This is a genomic window from Klebsiella sp. CTHL.F3a, assembly GCF_019890895.1.
Lineage (GTDB): Bacteria > Pseudomonadota > Gammaproteobacteria > Enterobacterales > Enterobacteriaceae > Klebsiella > Klebsiella grimontii.
Genome location: NZ_CP082360.1, coordinates 207,026 through 223,570, shown reverse-complemented (window position 1 = coordinate 223,570; position 16,545 = coordinate 207,026). Strand labels below are relative to the sequence as shown.

Genomic DNA, 16,545 nt, shown 5'->3' with positions numbered 1-16,545 from the left:
CAAAGGAAGCCACCATGGCGAAAGCGGCGCGAGCAACCATTAGCGATGTGGCGAAAGCCGCACAGACCGGCAAAACCAGCATTTCACGCTATCTGAACGGCGAAAAGCATCTGCTTTCCGAGGATTTGCTGGGGCGGATTGAAAAAGCCATTGCCGAGCTCGACTATCGTCCCAGCCTGATGGCCCGCGGCCTGAAGCATGGCCGCACCCGGCTGATCGGCCTGATCATCGCCGATATCACCAATCCCTACTCCGTCAACGTGCTCAGCGGCATTGAAGCCGCCTGTCGCGAAAAGGGTTTCACCCTGCTGGTATGTAATACCAATAACGAGCTGGACCAGGAGCTGCACTACCTCGACCTGCTGCGCAGTTACCAGGTGGAAGGGATCGTGGTCAACGCCGTCGGGATGCGCGAGGACGGCCTGAACCGCCTGCAGCAGTCGGCGCTGCCGATGGTGCTTATCGACCGCAAGATTCCAGAATTCGCCTGCGATGTCGTCGGCCTCGATAATACCCAGGCCGCCACTACCGCCACCGAACACCTGGTGGAAAAAGGCTTCGAAGCCCTGCTGTTCCTCAGCGAACCCCTTGGCTCGGTCAATACCCGCCGCGAGCGCCTGAGCGCCTTTCGTCACACCCTGCAGCGCCACAGCGGTATCGTCGCGGAAAACGCCGAAGTACCGTTGAACGATGGCGCGATGCTGGATAACGTCCTGCGCCATTTCCACTCCCACCATCGCGGCATGCGCAAGGCGGTGATTTCCGCCAACGGCGCGCTGACGCTGCAGGTGGCACGCTCGCTTAAACGCGTTGGCCTGATTTGGGGCAGCGATATCGGCCTGCTAGGCTTCGATGAGCTGGAGTGGGCCGAACTGGCGGGCGTGGGGATCACCACGCTCAAACAGCCGACCTGGCAGATTGGCTTCGCCGCCGTCGAGCAGGTGGTGCGTCGGATTGAAGGCAGCAACGACCCGGTCTGCGAACGGGTGTTTTCCGGCGAGCTGATCGTCAGAGGCTCCACCTCCCGCTAACGATCCTTCGTGATGGCGATCATAAATTAGACATCCTGGCCTTTGCTTTGGAACCGATACCATCTAGCGTAATAAACAACGCATCAGATTATCGTCGGGAGTATTGGGATGGCCAGAAAGATTATTGTCGTTACCGCCGCGTACGGGAATGACCATGTTAAAGCGCTTGGCGGGCAGTCCGCCGTACTGCCGTTTATCGCCGGTTCCGGCGCGGACGGCGTAGAGATCCGCCGGGAACTTTTCAGCGCGGATGAGCTGAACAGCCTGGCGGAGCTGGCCGCCGATATTGAGCGCCGCGGCCTGCTGGTTTGCTATTCCGCGCCGGAAGCCCTGTTTGCCGCAGACGGAGCGCTTAACCCCCATCTTTCTGACCTTTTACAGGAAGCGCAAACCCTTAACGCGCTGTGGCTTAAGCTCTCGCTGGGCCATTTTACCCACCACCATGGCCTGGAAACCCTGCGCGATATTTTGCGCGAGAGCGGCATGGCGCTGGTGGTGGAAAACGATCAAACCGACTGCGGCCAGCTGGCGCCGATGCAGCGCTTCAAAGCCGCCTGCCGGGTTAACCAGCTGCCGATCACTCTCACCTTTGATATGGGCAACTGGCTATGGGTCGGCGACTCGCCGGAAGAGGCCGCGCGCCACCTGGCCCCGGCCGTCAGCTATATTCATGTTAAGGCGGCTGAGCCGCACCATTCGCACTTTCGCGCCGTACCGCCGGATGAAGCCTCCGGACGCTGGCTGGCGCTGCTCGATAACCTGCCCGCCGATGCCCCGCGCGGGATTGAATTTCCGCTGACTGGCCATGACCTGACGGCCGTGACCCGCCGCTACGTCAACCTGCTACGCGAGGATTAAGTTATGCAAAAAGCATTAGATGTCATCACGATAGGCGAAGCCATGGCGATGTTTGTCGCCACAGAGACCGGCGAGCTGGCTGAAGTAGAACATTTTATGAAGCGCGTGGCGGGCGCGGAACTGAACGTCGCGACCGGGCTGGCTCGCCTCGGCCTGAGCGTCGGCTGGGTAAGCCGCATCGGCAAGGACAGCTTTGGCCGCTTCGTCCTCAACGCGCTGGCGAAAGAGGGAATCGACGCCCGCGCCGTGAGTACCGATGGCCGCTACGCTACCGGCTTTCAGCTGAAATCTAAAGTCGAAAATGGAACCGATCCCATTGTGGAATATTTCCGCAAAGGCTCCGCCGCCAGCCATCTGTCGCCGGACGATTTTAATGAATCGTATTTCGCCAGCGCCCGTCACCTGCACTTAAGCGGCGTGGCCGCCGCGCTGTCGGAAAGCTCATACGCCCTGCTGGAGCGCGCGGCGCGCACGATGAAAGCGCAGGGAAAAACGATTTCGTTCGACCCCAACCTGCGGCCAACGCTGTGGAAAAGCGAAGGCGAAATGATCGAGAAGCTTAACCAGCTGGCGTTTCAGGCCGACTGGGTTCTACCGGGTTTAAAAGAGGGCATGATTCTGACCGGTCTACAAACGCCGGAAGCCATCGCCGACTTTTATCTCGGCCAGGGCGTTCGTGCGGTCATCATTAAAACCGGTTCCGACGGCGCCTGGTATAAAACGGCCGACGGCGAACAGGGGGCCGTGGCGGCGATAAAAGTAGATAACGTCGTCGATACCGTTGGTGCCGGCGATGGCTTTGCCGTCGGGGTGATTAGCGCCCTGTTGGAAGGAAAACCGCTGCGGCAGGCGGTGAAACGCGGAAACAAAATCGGCTCACTGGCCATTCAGGTTCAGGGCGATAGCGAAGGCTTACCCACGCGTGAGGCGCTGGGCGAGTAAACAGATTCAGCACAACGTCAGGCCGTTCTGTACCCTACATGCAGCGCGGCGTAACGGATCTTTTCTATGATGAGCGTCACCTCACTCACAGAGGCATACCTATGAATAGTTCGACGAATGCAACAAAACGCTGGTGGTACATCATGCCTATCGTGTTTATCACGTATAGCCTGGCCTACCTCGACCGCGCTAACTTCAGCTTCGCTTCGGCGGCCGGTATTACTGAAGATCTGGGGATCACCAAAGGTATCTCCTCCCTGCTGGGGGCGCTGTTCTTCCTCGGCTACTTCTTCTTTCAGATCCCCGGCGCGATTTACGCCGAACGCCGCAGCGTACGCAAACTCATTTTTATCTGCCTGATCCTGTGGGGTGCCTGCGCCTCGCTGACCGGGATGGTGCACAATATTCCCGCGCTGGCGGCGATTCGCTTTATTCTCGGCGTCGTCGAGGCCGCGGTCATGCCGGCGATGCTGATTTACATCAGCAACTGGTTTACCAAATCTGAACGCTCGCGCGCCAATACCTTCCTGATCCTCGGCAACCCGGTGACGGTGCTGTGGATGTCGGTGGTGTCCGGTTACCTGATTCAGGCATTCGGCTGGCGGGAAATGTTTATTATCGAAGGGGTTCCGGCGGTAATTTGGGCCTTCTGCTGGTGGGTGCTGGTGAAAGACAAACCTTCGCAGGTCAACTGGCTGGCGGAAAGCGAAAAAGCCGCGTTGCAGGAGCAGCTGGAGCGTGAACAGCAGGGAATCAAACCGGTGCGCAACTACGGCGAAGCCTTCCGCTCGCGCAACGTTGTCCTGCTGTGCATGCAGTATTTCGCCTGGAGCATCGGGGTTTACGGTTTCGTGCTGTGGCTGCCGTCAATTATCCGCAGCGGCGGCGAGAATATGGGCATGGTCGAGGTCGGCTGGCTCTCATCCGTCCCCTATCTGGCGGCAACCATCGCGATGATCGTGGTGTCATGGGCCTCCGATAAAATGCAGAATCGCAAGCTGTTCGTCTGGCCGCTGCTGCTGATTGCCGCCTTCGCCTTTATTGGTTCCTGGGCCGTTGGCGCCAACCATTTCTGGGTCTCTTATACCCTGCTGGTGATTGCTGGCGCGGCGATGTACGCCCCCTACGGGCCGTTCTTCGCCATCATTCCCGAGATGCTGCCGCGTAACGTCGCTGGGGGCGCCATGGCCCTGATTAACAGCATGGGCGCGCTGGGTTCGTTCTTTGGCTCATGGTTTGTCGGCTACCTGAACGGCACCACCGGCAGCCCGTCAGCCTCGTACATTTTTATGGGAGTGGCGCTTTTCGTCTCGGTATGGCTTACTTTGATTGTTAAGCCTGCTAATAATCAAAAACTTCCGCTCGGCGCACGTCACGCCTGAAACCTTAACGCAACGGAGAACCGCATGAAGCCGTCAGTCATTCTCTACAAAACGCTTCCCGACGACCTGCAACAGCGTCTGGAACAACACTTTACCGTCACGCAGGTGAAAAACCTGCGTCCGGAGACCGTTTCACAGCACGCCGCCGCGTTTGCTGAGGCGGTAGGTCTGCTGGGTTCCAGCGAAAAAGTCGATACCGCGTTACTGGAGAAAATGCCCAAGCTTCGTGCAACTTCGACCATTTCCGTCGGCTACGATAACTTCGACGTCGATGCGCTGAACGCGCGTAAAGTACTGCTGATGCACACCCCGACGGTACTGACCGAGACCGTCGCCGATACCGTGATGGCGCTGGTATTGAGCACCGCGCGTCGGGTGGTGGAAGTGGCTAACCGCGTGAAGGCCGGCGAGTGGACCAAAAGCATCGGCCCGGACTGGTTTGGCAACGACGTGCACCATAAAACCCTCGGTATCGTCGGTATGGGGCGTATCGGGATGGCGCTCGCCCAGCGCGCCCACGCGGGCTTCGGCATGCCCATTCTCTACAACGCCCGCCGCCAGCACCCGCAGGCGGAGGAGCGCTTTAACGCCCGCTACTGCGATCTCGATACCCTGCTGGAGGAAGCGGATTTTGTCTGTCTGATCCTGCCCCTGACCGAAGAGACTCATCACCTGTTCGGCAAAGCGCAGTTTGCCAAAATGAAGTCCTCCGCCATCTTTATTAACGCCGGGCGCGGACCGGTAGTGGATGAGAAGGCGCTGATTGCCGCGCTGCAGGAAGGTGAAATTTATGCTGCCGGGCTGGACGTTTTTGAACAAGAGCCGCTGGCGAAAGACTCCCCGCTGCTGAGCATGCCGAATGTCGTCGCGTTGCCGCATATTGGCTCAGCCACGCATGAAACCCGCTATAACATGGCGGCCTGCGCGGTGGATAATCTGATTGATGCCCTGAACGGCAATGTTGAGAAGAACTGCGTGAATCCGCAGGTGAAGTGAGAAGTGAAAAAAGAAAACCCGGGCTAAGGTGAAGCCTTGCCCGGGTTGTCAGAGCCATTAACGGGTCGCGTTAACTGCCGCTGTCCACGCCTGATTAAAAGCTTGATGCTGAGCGGCCAGCGGTCCAATCAGCGTATTATACTGACTGGCCTGCTGCGAAGTCGGGAACTGAATACCGTTCGCCACGAAGCTGACCTGAGTCTCCTGCTGGGCGATAAAATCACCCACCTGCACCAGCTGCTGGGTAAATACCTGCGCTGCCGGAATTAACGGCTGTAGCGCATTCGCCGGGGCCGTCACGACTTTATTATAGACCTGGTCGAAGACCGGCTTGAGATCGTCACCCTGTTTCAGCGCGCCGTGGGCGGCATCCGCCTGTATTTTTGCGTTCTCCAGCTGCTGGCTCAGTACGCCCAAAGCGCCATTTGCCTGACGCAGCGGCTCGCGCTGGGTAACATAATCCTGCGGTACGCGGATCGCGTTCACGCTATCAACTACCGGACGCAAACCCGCATCCATCGCCTGGCTTACCTGCTGTGAATAGCCGTAAATCACCGCGTAATCGGAAACGAAAGGCCCGAACTGTTTTTTCTGATCGGCGGTCAGCGTCGGCAGACGTTCGCCGCTACGCATTGCCGTATTTTGCAGGAAGTCGATGAACGCTTTGCGCTGATCGCCTTCTTTATCAAAACACCCACTCAGGCTAACCACCATTAACAGGGCCGCAATAGCCGCAAACCAGCGAGAGCAGGACTTTCCTGTCGCCATTTTTTTACTCCTTTCAGCCAAAAAAAGCGCAAACAGACACACACGTGCCAGACGCTGACAAGGATAGTCCAGGTCGGCCTTGCAGGATACCTTTTCCTGACAATCTTCCGCCTTTAAAACCGGGTTTTCGACGTTTTAGCGCGCGGCGGCGGCCTCTGTTAAGTTCATCACAATTACCACCATCGTTCAGCGCGCAGCGAGTTTATCTAATAATATGATTTTACTACGATTACTTTAACCTCACTCCCGAGTTGCCCGTAAAGCGGACGATAATCGCACGCTTCCCTTTTCTCCCGCATTGCCTGAACCACCGTTCGATGATTTTATTAAATGAGCGATTAACGGCGTATTGTTCGATAATCGCACAAACAACATCAACGATCGCGAGGGAGATAACAATAATCTATACCCAAAATAATTCGAGTTGCGGGACAAAACGTTAAACCGTTTTGAACAGCGCTTGCGCTGGCCCCGTAAGGGGCGAGGCCTTAGGCCGAGTGACGCGGCAAGTGAGGGAGTCCCCAGGAGCTTACTGGTGTAAGTGACTAGGGTGAACGAGCGAAGCCAACGCACAGGCAACTTGAAGTATGACGGGTATATCTCTGTCCCCCCCTCTGCCTGCCAGGAATGCCGCATGAAGAACACAACCATCGATATTCAGGCTTTTATCAATGAACATCCCTTCACGAAATACCAGTGGATGATTCTGGCCTTATGTTTTATCACCGTCGCGATGGACGGATTCGATACCGCGATAATCGGCTTTATCGCCTCTGACCTGGTGCAGGAATGGGGCGTCGAAAAATCGGCGTTAGGCCCGGTGATGAGCGCCGCCTTAGTCGGGCTTGCCGTCGGCGCGCTGACCGCCGGACCGCTCGCCGACCGCGTTGGGCGGAAAAAAGTTCTGATTATGTCCATCGTGGTTTTCGGCGGCTTCAGTCTGCTGACCGCCTTTGCTACCAGCCTTAACCAACTGACGCTACTGCGTTTTCTCACCGGCCTTGGGCTGGGCGCCGCCATGCCGAACGCCGCGACGCTGATGAGCGAATACGCCCCCGAGCGGCGTAGGGCGCTGATGGTCAACCTGATGTTCGTCGGCTTTCCGATGGGCTCCTCGCTGGGCGGCTTCCTCTCCGCCTGGATGATCCCCCACTACGGCTGGCAAAGCGTGCTGGTGCTTGGCGGAGTGATGCCGCTGCTGCTGGCGGTAGTGCTGCTCTTTCTTCTGCCGGAATCCGCGCGCTATATGGTGGTCAAACGCCAACCTGCCCAGCGTATCGCCGCGATCCTGCGCCGCATCGCGCCGGTTCCCGAGCAGGCTGAGTTTGAGCTACGCGAAGCGGGCCAGATACAAGAGAAATCATCCATCGGCGTGATTTTCTCTCCGCGCTACGCCGTCGGCACCATCATGCTCTGCCTGACCTACTTTATGGGCCTGCTGATCTTCTATTTGCTGACCAGCTGGCTGCCGCTGCTCATCCGCGAAACCGGCGCGACGATGAGTCAGGCCTCTATTATCACCGCGCTGTTCCCGCTGGGCGGCGGTATTGGCGTGCTTATCCTCGGCGCGCTGATGGATAAGCTCAACCCAAACAAAGTGGTTGCCGTGGGCTGGCTGTTGACCGGCGTGTTCGTTTGTCTGGTTGGTTTCTCGACCCATAACCTGCTGCTGATGGGGATAATGGTCTTTATCGCCGGCAGCATTATGAACGGCGCGCAATCATCAATGCCTGCGCTGGCCGCCGGTTTCTATCCCACACAGGGACGTGCGACCGGCGTGGCCTGGATGTTAGGGATTGGCCGCTTTGGCGGTATCCTCGGCGCCTTTAGCGGCGCGTTCCTGATGCAGGCCCAGCTCTCTTTCGAAACGATTTTCTCCTTGCTGGCTATTCCGGCCTTCCTGTCGGCCATTGCGCTGCTGGTCAAATATAAGCTGGGCCAACGGCAACCCGCGGCTTCGCAAGGCGATGTGAAGAAGCTGCAAAAGGCGTAATACACCGGCCAGCGGGCGCGCGCTGGCCTTTTCCGCTTTTCTTCTTATCTGTTTACAATAATTTTCTTAACGGCTCTCTCTATTACTTTTCAGCACGTTATACCGCTGGAAACGGACGTAAAGAACCTCAAGTGATAAATAATTACCACGGTAATCATTCCTGACTTTTTTTTCCGACTATTCTTAAGAGGCTCTACATAATTCACCCTCCGCCGTATGAAAGAGAGGAGTTCTCAATGGAATATAAAGATCCTGCATTTGAACTGCTGAGCAACCTTGAACAAATTATTTTTAAAGATCAGGCACAGGCGGCCTCGCTGACGCGTAAGCCCGCCGCAAGCATTGAATTTGACCAGCTACGCAAAGGCACCGGGCTGAAAATAGATGATTTTGCCAGCGCCATGGGCGTCAGTGTAGCAATGGTACAAGAGTGGGAATCGAGACGCGTGAAGCCCTCTCCCACGGAGCTTAAGCTGATGCGCCTGATACAGGCGAATCCGCAGCTTTCAAGACAGCTTATTGACTCATAATTTTAGCGTTTTTTGGTTTCGGCTAGCGGTCCTGATAAAGGACCGTTTTCATGCCAATGAAAAAAAAGTTTGCTATCACAACGTGAACATGCGTTAATGCTCGCAGGTTTGATGTAAAGACCACAGAGCATTCGAATAGAGCAGTCCTTCAAAGGTTATCCGTTGATACCCCGGTAGTGAACTTTCCCTTTATCGCTTCAAATCTGTAGTCCAGACCGTAACGCCGAAAGGCTCATTTATTTTTTTTAAAGGTAATTCACTATGTCCGGTAAAATGACTGGTATCGTAAAATGGTTCAACGCTGACAAAGGTTTTGGTTTCATCACTCCTGACGATGGTTCTAAAGACGTGTTCGTACACTTCTCTGCTATCCAGAACGAAGGCTACAAATCTCTGGACGAAGGTCAGAAAGTTTCCTTCACCATCGAAAGCGGCGCTAAAGGCCCGGCAGCTGGCAACGTAACCAGCCTGTAAGCTTAAAAAGCTCAAAATTCTTAAGTCCCTGCCAAACGGCGGGGATTTTTTTATTTGTGCGATAAGAAACCGCCATCCCGGGGATGGCGGTTTTGCATTTATCGCCGCTCAAAGCGCCAGCCATCTTCCCGCCATTCCAGGCAGTGGGTCAGCTTCAGCGCCTGTAAAAAGGCGTCATCATGCGATACCACCAGCATCGCGCCGGGAAACTGCGCCAGCGCTTTTTCAATCGCCTGGGTGGACGCCAGGTCGAGATGATTGGTGGGCTCATCCAGCAACAGTAGCTGCGTGGCTTCCCTCCGCCAGAGCACGCAGGCCAGCGCCGCCTTCAGGCGTTCTCCTCCGCTAAGGGCCGATAGCGGCAAATGGACTTTGTCCGCCCCCAGCTGTAGCTGCGCCAGCTGGCTGCGCAGCACGCCCTCTTCCAAAGGCGTATCGCCGAGATTCAGGTGCGTCATTGCGGATAATGACAGATCCAGCTGGGTCAGATGCTGGTCCAGATACGCCGCGTTTACCGATAAGCGGCAGCGTCCTGAAAGCGGCGACTCCAGGCCCAGCAGCGTTTTAAGCAACGTCGTCTTACCGCAGCCGTTGGGGCCCCGCAGCGCCACGCGCATCGGCCCATCCATGCGCCAGTTCAGCGGCGCCATAGGTGCATACGCCAGCCGCAACGCTTCCAGCTCCAGCACCTGTTTTCCCGCAGCGACCTGGCTACCGGGCAGAGTAAACATCACCGGGTTGTCCTCCTCGACCCGCTCCCGCGCCTGAACCACCGCATCGTTAAGCGCGCTACGTTGTTCACGATGCTGGCGCTTAAGGGTTCCGGGGCGCTCTTTCGCCGCGCCTTTGTAAGCAACCCGCTCGAATGAAGCGATATTTAGCGTATCAATAGTACGCAACGTCTGCGCAGAGCGCCGCAGGCAGGCATCATGCTCTTTGTGCATCCTTGCGCGAGTACGCCGCCGTTCGATGACGGCATGCTCCAGCGCGGCGCGAGCCGCCTGCTGCTCCAGCTCACGCTGCTGCTGATAATCCGCATAGTTACCGCCGTAGCTGCGCAAAGCTGCGGACGTCAGCTCGAGGATGCGCGGCGTTTGGGCCAGCAGCTCGCGGTCATGGCTGGCGATAAGCGCGCCGCCGCGCCATTGCTCAAGCTGCTGATAGAACCACGCCCGGCCTTGTCTGTCGAGATGGTTGGTGGGTTCATCAAGCAGGAGAAAATCCGCGCCGGACAAGAATGCTGCGCAGAGCTGCGCCTTCACTCTTTGCCCGCCGCTCAACGAAGAGGCGAGCCGTCCGGGAGAAAATTCCCCTAAGCCAGCGGCCAGGAAGCCTGCATTCAAACGATCCGGAAGATCCCAAAAGCCATCAAGACGTTCGAGATCGTCAACTCGCCCTTCGCCTCGCTCAAGACGCGCCAGAGCAGAAAAAACGAATTCGAAGCTTAGCCACTCCGCCAGCGTCGTATCAGGAGTCATCGCATGCTGCTGAGCAACGTAGCTTACCGAAACCATACGTTCGATATGGCCGCTCGACGGCGAGTCCAGGCCCGCCAGTAAACGCAACAGTCGGGTTTTACCGACGCCATTGCGCCCGACAAGCCCGCAGAGGGAGCCTTCCAGCGATAAATTCAGCGGACCAAAAAGCGTATCTCCCGTCGCAAATTGACAGGTGACCTGATGCAAAAGAAAAGAGGGGGATTGGGCACAATGAGCCATAAGCACTCCTGAATGAAATCAATACTTCCCCTGCTCGCAAATAGCGCTAAGCAAGGAGCGAAATTCATCAGTCGTGTTTGTTCATTTGGCGCGTGCTCTCCGGTGAGACGAGGGATTCGTCGGAGCATAGGATAGCCATACTGCGGTATACTTTTCAAGCCTGTTTTTTCAACAGACGATGGTTGCGAAAAAAAAGCCTCCTGTATCAGGAGGCAAAATAATTAATTAATGAAAAAAACAGGGTGCATTGAAAATACCTAACGCCGTAAGTCTGGCGGGAATCGCTCCCCGCCAGATGCTCTTACCGTTTAATTTCACAGGCTAAGAATGTCACCAGCTCGATATTCCCCTGTCTGACCTGTAATTCACACAGTGAATCACGAACCATCCAGGTGAATAATAAAATAGTGAAGCAAATCACTATTAAGCCAAACAACAGATGCTTTTGCGGCATTCCTCGCCTCCGGTGTTGATTTCCAACAGGTAAGAGGCTACTCTTATGGTGTTGATGCATAGGGGAGCCTCACTTTGATTTATCATCAGGTGGGGCTTTTCTCTATTTGTCTCCTGCTGAACGCCTGAGACAAACAGTCTCAAACACCCACAACTATTCTACCGCAAATATCTGACCAGACTGCGCTGGCATATTCCTAAAATATTTTTCTTGAATCTATATATTGAACAAAAATATTGATCAGAGAATTATTAATGGTTCGCTTATTTATAGTATACGCATAAAAAAAACCTGCACTGAGGCAGGTTTTTTATTATTAGCGATACGCTTACTGCAACAGGGAAATATCCGCTACCTGCAGGAACAGATCGCGCAGTTTGGACAACAGCGTCAAACGGTTCACGCGCACGTTCTGGTCTTCGGCGTTGACCATCACGTTCTCGAAGAATTCATCAACCGGCTCGCGCAGGGACGCCAGCTCGATCAGCGCATCCTGGTAACGCCCTTCGGCGAAGTACGGCTGCAGCTTATCGCGCAGCACGACTAAATTGCCTGCCAGTTTGATTTCAGCCGCTTCTTTCAACACGGAGGCGTGAACGATATCGTTCAGCGTAACGTCCGATTTCGCCAGAATATTGGAAACGCGCTTGTTCGCCGCCGCCAGCGCGGAGGACTCTTCGAGGGTACGGAAGTGCGAAACCGCCTTCATGCGCGCATCGAAGTCTGCCGGACGGGTCGGACGACGCGCCAGTACCGCCTGAATGGTATCGACGGTGTAGCCTTCGTCCTGATACCAGGCGCGGAAGCGTCCCAGCATGAAGTCGATAACATCATCGACCACGTTGCCGTTCGTCAGCTTATCGCCGTACAGGCGCACCGCTTCTTCGGTGAGGGTCTGCAGATCCAGATTGAGGTCCTTCTCAACAATGATACGCAGCACGCCCAGCGCAGCGCGGCGCAGCGCGAACGGATCTTTGTCGCCTTTAGGGCGCTGACCAATCCCGAAGATACCCGCGAGAGTATCCATCTTGTCGGCAATCGCCAGCGCGCAAGCAACCGGATTTGACGGCAGGGCGTCACCGGCAAAGCGCGGCTGATATTGCTCATTCAGGGCAACCGCCACATCTTCCGCTTCGCCATCATGGCGCGCGTAGTGCATCCCCATCACGCCCTGAGTATCGGTAAATTCGAAGACCATGTTGGTCATCAGATCGCACTTGGACAGCAGGCCCGCGCGGGTCGCGTGGTTAACGTCTGCGCCAATCTGCCCGGCAATCCAGCCGGCCAGCGCCTGAATGCGATCGGTCTTGTCGCGCAGCGTACCCAGTTGCTGCTGGAACAGTACGGTTTGCAGACGCGGCAGATTGTCTTCCAGACGCTTTTTGCGGTCGGTATTGAAGAAGAACTCCGCATCCGCAAGACGCGGACGAACTACTTTCTCGTTACCGGAAATAATCTGGGTCGGATCTTTCGATTCGATGTTGGCCACGAAGATAAAGTTTGGCAGCAGCTTGCCCGCGTTGTCGTAAACCGGGAAGTACTTCTGGTCGCCCTTCATGGTATAAACCAGCGCTTCGGCAGGCACTGCAAGGAATTTCTCTTCGAACTTCGCGGTCAATACCACCGGCCATTCCACCAGGGAAGTGACTTCTTCCAGCAGGCTTTCGCTCAAATCGGCGTTACCGCCAATTTTGCGCGCCGCTTCTTCGGCATCGGCTTTGATTTTGGCTTTACGCTCAGCGTAATCCGCAATCACTTTACCGCGCTCACGCAGGATTTCTGGGTATTGATCGGCAGAATCGATGGTGAACTCCGCCTCGCCCATAAAGCGATGGCCGCGAATAATCCGGTCGGACTGTACGCCCAGAATCGTTGCCGGGATCACTTTGTCGCCCAGCAGCAGGGTCACGGTGTGAACCGGACGCACGAAGTGCACGTCAGACGCGCCCCAGCGCATCAGTTTCGGGATCGGCAGCTTCGCCAGCGAGGTAGCGATCATGTTCGGCAGCAGCGCTTCGGTGCTCTCGCCTTTCACGTGGGCACGATACAGCAGCCATTCGCCTTTATCGGTCGCCAGACGTTCAGCCTGATCGACGGTAATACCGCAGCCGCGCGCCCAGCCTTCAGCCGCTTTGCTCGGTTTACCTTCGGCGTCAAACGCCTGGGCAATCGCCGGACCGCGTTTTTCGACTTCACGGTCTGCTTGCGCAGCCGCCAGATTCGCCACTTTCAGCGCCAGACGGCGCGGCGCGGCGAACCATTCAACTTTACCGTGCGCGAGGCCGGCGTTATCCAGCTCCGCGGTCACGTTCGCAGCAAAGGATTCAGCCAGGCTGCGCAGGGCTTTTGGTGGCAGCTCTTCAGTGCCGATTTCCACCAGGAAAGTTTTCTCAGACATGGCCGCCTCTTATTTATTCTTGTTGCACATCGGGAAGCCAAGGGCTTCACGGGAAGCATAGTAAGCTTCAGCCACTGCTTTGGTCAGGGTGCGAATGCGCAGAATATAGCGCTGACGCTCGGTGACGGAGATGGCTTTACGCGCGTCCAGCAGGTTAAAGCTATGGGCGGCTTTCAGAATGCGTTCGTAAGCAGGCAGCGGTAGCGGGTTTTCCAGCGCCAGCAGCTGCTGGGCTTCTTTCTCATACTGCTCGAAGCAGGAGAACAGGAAATCCACGTCGGCGTATTCGAAGTTATAGGTGGATTGCTCCACTTCGTTCTGATGGAATACGTCGCCGTAGGTAGTTTTACCCAGCGGGCCATCGCTCCAGACCAGATCGTAAACGCTGTCAACACCCTGGATATACATCGCCAGGCGCTCCAGACCGTAGGTGATCTCGCCGGTTACCGGCTTGCACTCCAGGCCGCCAACCTGCTGGAAGTAGGTGAACTGCGTCACTTCCATACCATTCAGCCACACTTCCCAACCCAGACCCCAGGCACCCAGCGTCGGGTTTTCCCAGTTGTCTTCAACGAAGCGAATGTCGTGGATGGTCGGATCCATACCCAGCTCTTTCAGAGACCCAAGGTACAGCTCCTGAATATTATCCGGAGAAGGTTTTATCACCACCTGGAACTGATAGTAGTGCTGTAAACGGTTCGGGTTTTCACCGTAGCGACCATCGGTCGGACGGCGGGAAGGCTGCACGTAGGCGGTTGCCATCGGCTCTGGGCCCAATGCGCGTAAGCAGGTCATTGGGTGAGAAGTGCCTGCGCCGACTTCCATGTCCAGTGGTTGAACAATGGTGCAGCCCTGGCGAGCCCAGTAATCCTGTAAGGTCAGGATCAGGCCCTGGAAGGTCCTGGTATCAAACTTTTGCATATGATTTCGTGCTGGATACGTGTGGATTTAAAGGAAGGAGCCAGTATACCCGCTGGCTGCGAGATATACAGTATGAAACGGGATTGTTTAGGGAAAATTGCGGAAATAAGCGCCATCGCGGGCGCATCTAGCGCATGGAAAGATGCAAAAACTGCCCGTCCGGGTCAAAAGAACAGATAAAGCGTTCATTCCGCGCAGTCTTGCCCGAAAGCTCGTAGCTCCCCCGGAACTGTTCGAAATGGCTGACGTCAATCTGACGCACGCCTGTACTGTAACGTACGGCGGCATTATCCTTGCACAGCTGCGCCATATTGAGTGTTGCCTGCGGCGTTATCCGCGCTTTTTGCGCCTTCTGCGCTGGCTGAGGCGGCGTTGCGCTACAGCCCGCAAGCATGCACAGCAGCAGTCCAGAAAACGCATATTTCATCACCATTTTTTCTCGACCGCCTTGTTAGTAAATTGTTATCGTGCAGGTTACGTTAAATAACCGGCTCATTGTGCGAATTGGACCACACCTCGACAAGTCTATGATGAAAAACTCGGATTATTCCACTGCGATACAAGCGGATAAGGGCAGTCAGACCCTGTCTGAGAAGGAGAAACAGAGGTACTGATGCAGGAAAAAATACACTGGATTACCCATTTGCGCGGTATTGCCTGCCTGATGGTCGTCATGATTCATAGCACCACCTGGTATATCACGCACCCGCACACCGTCAGTCTGCTGACGTGGGATGTAGCCAATATCCTCAACTCCGCGTCTCGCGTCAGCGTGCCGCTATTTTTCATGATTTCAGGCTATCTGTTTTTCGGCGAGCGCAGCGCCCAGCCCCGGCACTTTTTGCGCATCGCGCTGTGCATCCTCTTTTATAGCGCGCTGTCGCTGCTCTATATCACCCTGTTTACCCACATCAACGTTGAGCTATCGCTGAAGAATTTGCTGCAAAAACCGGTGTTCTACCATCTGTGGTTTTTCTTCGCAATCGTCGTCATTTACCTGCTTTCACCGCTGGTTCAGGTCAAACCGGTTAGCGGCAAGATGCTGCTGGCGCTGATGGCGATCATCGGGCTTTTGGCGAATCCTAATATGGTGGCGGTGAAAGCGGGAGGAGTCGAGTGGCTGCCGATCAATCTCTATATCAACGGGGATACGTTCTACTATGTGATGTATGGCGTGTTAGGCCGGGCAATCGGTATGATGAATAGCGATAAAAAATGGCTGACTGCGCTCAGCGCTGGCCTTTTCATCGCGGGAGTATGGGTCATATCACGCGGTACGCTGCACGAACTGCGCTGGCGCGGCGACTTTGGCGATACCTGGTATTTATATTGCGGTCCCGCGGTTTTTGTTTGCGCGATAGCGCTTCTGACGCTGGTAAAAAATACGCTGAATACGCGTGAGTTGCCTCTTATTGCGCTGGTTGCACGCCATTCATTAGGGATTTACGGTTTTCATGCGTTGATTATCCACGCGCTCCGCGCCAGCGGACTGGCGCTGTCCCGCTGGCCGTTATTAGATATTGTCTGGATATTCAGCGCTGCGCTGCTGGGAAGTTTATTGCTCTCAATGCTGGTTCAGCGGTTTGATGTCCGCCGCTTTGTCAGTTAAGGCCGTTCTGAGGAATCTTTCTGCGCAGCCTGTGCGTCCAGCGCTTTCTGGGGCATCGCGGAAACGCCGTATAAGCACACAAACCAGGCCGCCACGTAGATGATCTTCTCGTTCCATCCGGCGGGTACGAACCAGGCGCCGACCATCAGTAAACCGACCGACAGCAGGAGCACAAGGCGGCACAGCGAAGCAAAGCCATCGTCTGGCCCCTTCTCCTGCATCGTACGTTGATGCGCTAAAATCGCGAACATGCCCATCACCAGAACGCCGAGAAAATAGCCCTTGCCGCTAAATAACGGACAGGTGCGCCAGATCCCCAGCAGATAAACCAGTGCCCCAAGGGACATCAATAGCTTAGGAATAATATTATTTTTCATGAGGCCTCCCTGGCATAAGACAGGCCCCATTGTGTACTGCCAGAACGTGATTATCCGCACTTTTCGCATCTGAAACGACAAATTCGGAATATAT

General features: G+C 55.7%; 16 protein-coding genes. 9 read left to right on the top strand and 7 right to left on the bottom strand.

The window, feature by feature from the left end:
• Positions 1-14: 14 nt before the first annotated feature.
• The 5 genes from K7H21_RS01050 (at position 15) to ghrB (ending at position 5,209) form a co-directional block, all read left to right on the top strand.
• The gene (locus K7H21_RS01050; RefSeq protein WP_087828553.1) at positions 15-1,031 is read left to right on the top strand and encodes a LacI family DNA-binding transcriptional regulator; all 1,017 of its coding nucleotides are present in this window, start codon (positions 15-17) and stop codon (positions 1,029-1,031) included.
• Between the two features lie 108 nt (positions 1,032-1,139).
• The gene (locus K7H21_RS01045; RefSeq protein WP_004126418.1) at positions 1,140-1,889 is read left to right on the top strand and encodes a sugar phosphate isomerase/epimerase family protein; all 750 of its coding nucleotides are present in this window, start codon (positions 1,140-1,142) and stop codon (positions 1,887-1,889) included.
• Between the two features lie 3 nt (positions 1,890-1,892).
• Positions 1,893-2,831 (top strand): sugar kinase, encoded by a 939-nt coding sequence (locus tag K7H21_RS01040; protein WP_223035518.1) that lies wholly within the window; start codon positions 1,893-1,895, stop codon positions 2,829-2,831.
• A gap of 101 nt (positions 2,832-2,932) precedes the next feature.
• Complete coding sequence (locus K7H21_RS01035) at positions 2,933-4,213, top strand: MFS transporter (RefSeq protein ID WP_004126424.1); 1,281 nt, start codon at positions 2,933-2,935, stop codon at positions 4,211-4,213.
• A gap of 24 nt (positions 4,214-4,237) precedes the next feature.
• Entirely contained in the window at positions 4,238-5,209 is a 972-nt protein-coding gene (ghrB, locus tag K7H21_RS01030; protein WP_004126442.1) for a glyoxylate/hydroxypyruvate reductase GhrB, read from the top strand.
• Between the two features lie 57 nt (positions 5,210-5,266).
• Here the strand turns inward: ghrB and K7H21_RS01025 are convergent, their stop codons facing one another.
• Positions 5,267-5,977, bottom strand: coding sequence for a DUF3053 domain-containing protein (locus K7H21_RS01025; RefSeq protein ID WP_004126443.1), 711 nt, complete (start codon positions 5,975-5,977; stop codon positions 5,267-5,269).
• Between the two features lie 634 nt (positions 5,978-6,611).
• Here K7H21_RS01025 and K7H21_RS01020 point away from each other — a divergent pair.
• From K7H21_RS01020 to cspE, 3 genes are all read left to right on the top strand, one after another.
• Positions 6,612-7,970, top strand: a complete 1,359-nt coding sequence (locus K7H21_RS01020) for an MFS transporter (protein ID WP_004126444.1) — start codon at positions 6,612-6,614, stop codon at positions 7,968-7,970.
• Positions 7,971-8,206: 236 nt separating this feature from the next.
• Entirely contained in the window at positions 8,207-8,500 is a 294-nt protein-coding gene (locus K7H21_RS01015; RefSeq protein WP_004126445.1) for an HTH-type transcriptional regulator, read from the top strand.
• Positions 8,501-8,761: 261 nt separating this feature from the next.
• Positions 8,762-8,974: a transcription antiterminator/RNA stability regulator CspE gene (gene cspE / locus K7H21_RS01010; RefSeq protein WP_004126446.1), complete on the top strand. Its 213-nt coding sequence runs from the start codon at positions 8,762-8,764 to the stop codon at positions 8,972-8,974.
• Between the two features lie 98 nt (positions 8,975-9,072).
• On the opposite strand, the gene K7H21_RS01005 is transcribed toward cspE, so the two are convergent.
• The 5 genes from K7H21_RS01005 to K7H21_RS00985 form a co-directional block, all read right to left on the bottom strand.
• Positions 9,073-10,692, bottom strand: a complete 1,620-nt coding sequence (locus K7H21_RS01005) for an ATP-binding cassette domain-containing protein (RefSeq protein ID WP_004126449.1) — start codon at positions 10,690-10,692, stop codon at positions 9,073-9,075.
• A 301-nt stretch (positions 10,693-10,993) separates the two neighbouring features.
• Complete coding sequence (gene hokA, locus K7H21_RS01000; RefSeq protein WP_139155932.1) at positions 10,994-11,146, bottom strand: type I toxin-antitoxin system toxin HokA; 153 nt, start codon at positions 11,144-11,146, stop codon at positions 10,994-10,996.
• 328 nt (positions 11,147-11,474) lie between these two features.
• Positions 11,475-13,544, bottom strand: a complete 2,070-nt coding sequence (gene glyS, locus K7H21_RS00995) for a glycine--tRNA ligase subunit beta (RefSeq protein WP_223035517.1) — start codon at positions 13,542-13,544, stop codon at positions 11,475-11,477.
• A gap of 9 nt (positions 13,545-13,553) precedes the next feature.
• A complete protein-coding gene (gene glyQ, locus K7H21_RS00990; RefSeq protein WP_004126458.1) occupies positions 13,554-14,465 on the bottom strand; it encodes a glycine--tRNA ligase subunit alpha in 912 nt (303 codons plus the stop codon).
• Positions 14,466-14,592: 127 nt separating this feature from the next.
• Complete coding sequence (locus tag K7H21_RS00985; protein ID WP_004126460.1) at positions 14,593-14,898, bottom strand: YsaB family lipoprotein; 306 nt, start codon at positions 14,896-14,898, stop codon at positions 14,593-14,595.
• 180 nt (positions 14,899-15,078) lie between these two features.
• Between K7H21_RS00985 and K7H21_RS00980 the strand changes: the two genes are divergently transcribed.
• A complete protein-coding gene (locus K7H21_RS00980) occupies positions 15,079-16,074 on the top strand; it encodes an acyltransferase (protein WP_223035516.1) in 996 nt (331 codons plus the stop codon).
• Here the strand turns inward: K7H21_RS00980 and yiaB are convergent.
• On the bottom strand, positions 16,071-16,451 hold the full coding sequence (yiaB, locus tag K7H21_RS00975; protein WP_004126465.1) for an inner membrane protein YiaB: 381 nt from the start codon (positions 16,449-16,451) through the stop codon (positions 16,071-16,073). The genes K7H21_RS00980 and yiaB overlap by 4 nt on opposite strands.
• Positions 16,452-16,545: the final 94 nt, after the last annotated feature.

What these genes read in the sequence shown, in the direction of transcription:
- K7H21_RS01005 (WP_004126449.1), bottom strand. Translation starts at nt 10,692, where the DNA reads ATGGCTCATTGTGCCCAATCCCCCTCTTTTCTTTTGCATCAGGTCACC.
- glyQ (WP_004126458.1), bottom strand. Translation starts at nt 14,465, where the DNA reads ATGCAAAAGTTTGATACCAGGACCTTCCAGGGCCTGATCCTGACCTTA.
- K7H21_RS01020 (WP_004126444.1), top strand. Translation starts at nt 6,612, where the DNA reads ATGAAGAACACAACCATCGATATTCAGGCTTTTATCAATGAACATCCC.
- yiaB (WP_004126465.1), bottom strand. Translation starts at nt 16,451, where the DNA reads ATGAAAAATAATATTATTCCTAAGCTATTGATGTCCCTTGGGGCACTG.
- K7H21_RS00985 (WP_004126460.1), bottom strand. Translation starts at nt 14,898, where the DNA reads ATGGTGATGAAATATGCGTTTTCTGGACTGCTGCTGTGCATGCTTGCG.
- K7H21_RS01015 (WP_004126445.1), top strand. Translation starts at nt 8,207, where the DNA reads ATGGAATATAAAGATCCTGCATTTGAACTGCTGAGCAACCTTGAACAA.
- K7H21_RS01045 (WP_004126418.1), top strand. Translation starts at nt 1,140, where the DNA reads ATGGCCAGAAAGATTATTGTCGTTACCGCCGCGTACGGGAATGACCAT.
- K7H21_RS00980 (WP_223035516.1), top strand. Translation starts at nt 15,079, where the DNA reads ATGCAGGAAAAAATACACTGGATTACCCATTTGCGCGGTATTGCCTGC.
- hokA (WP_139155932.1), bottom strand. Translation starts at nt 11,146, where the DNA reads ATGCCGCAAAAGCATCTGTTGTTTGGCTTAATAGTGATTTGCTTCACT.
- K7H21_RS01025 (WP_004126443.1), bottom strand. Translation starts at nt 5,977, where the DNA reads ATGGCGACAGGAAAGTCCTGCTCTCGCTGGTTTGCGGCTATTGCGGCC.
- ghrB (WP_004126442.1), top strand. Translation starts at nt 4,238, where the DNA reads ATGAAGCCGTCAGTCATTCTCTACAAAACGCTTCCCGACGACCTGCAA.
- glyS (WP_223035517.1), bottom strand. Translation starts at nt 13,544, where the DNA reads ATGTCTGAGAAAACTTTCCTGGTGGAAATCGGCACTGAAGAGCTGCCA.
- K7H21_RS01040 (WP_223035518.1), top strand. Translation starts at nt 1,893, where the DNA reads ATGCAAAAAGCATTAGATGTCATCACGATAGGCGAAGCCATGGCGATG.
- K7H21_RS01035 (WP_004126424.1), top strand. Translation starts at nt 2,933, where the DNA reads ATGAATAGTTCGACGAATGCAACAAAACGCTGGTGGTACATCATGCCT.
- cspE (WP_004126446.1), top strand. Translation starts at nt 8,762, where the DNA reads ATGTCCGGTAAAATGACTGGTATCGTAAAATGGTTCAACGCTGACAAA.
- K7H21_RS01050 (WP_087828553.1), top strand. Translation starts at nt 15, where the DNA reads ATGGCGAAAGCGGCGCGAGCAACCATTAGCGATGTGGCGAAAGCCGCA.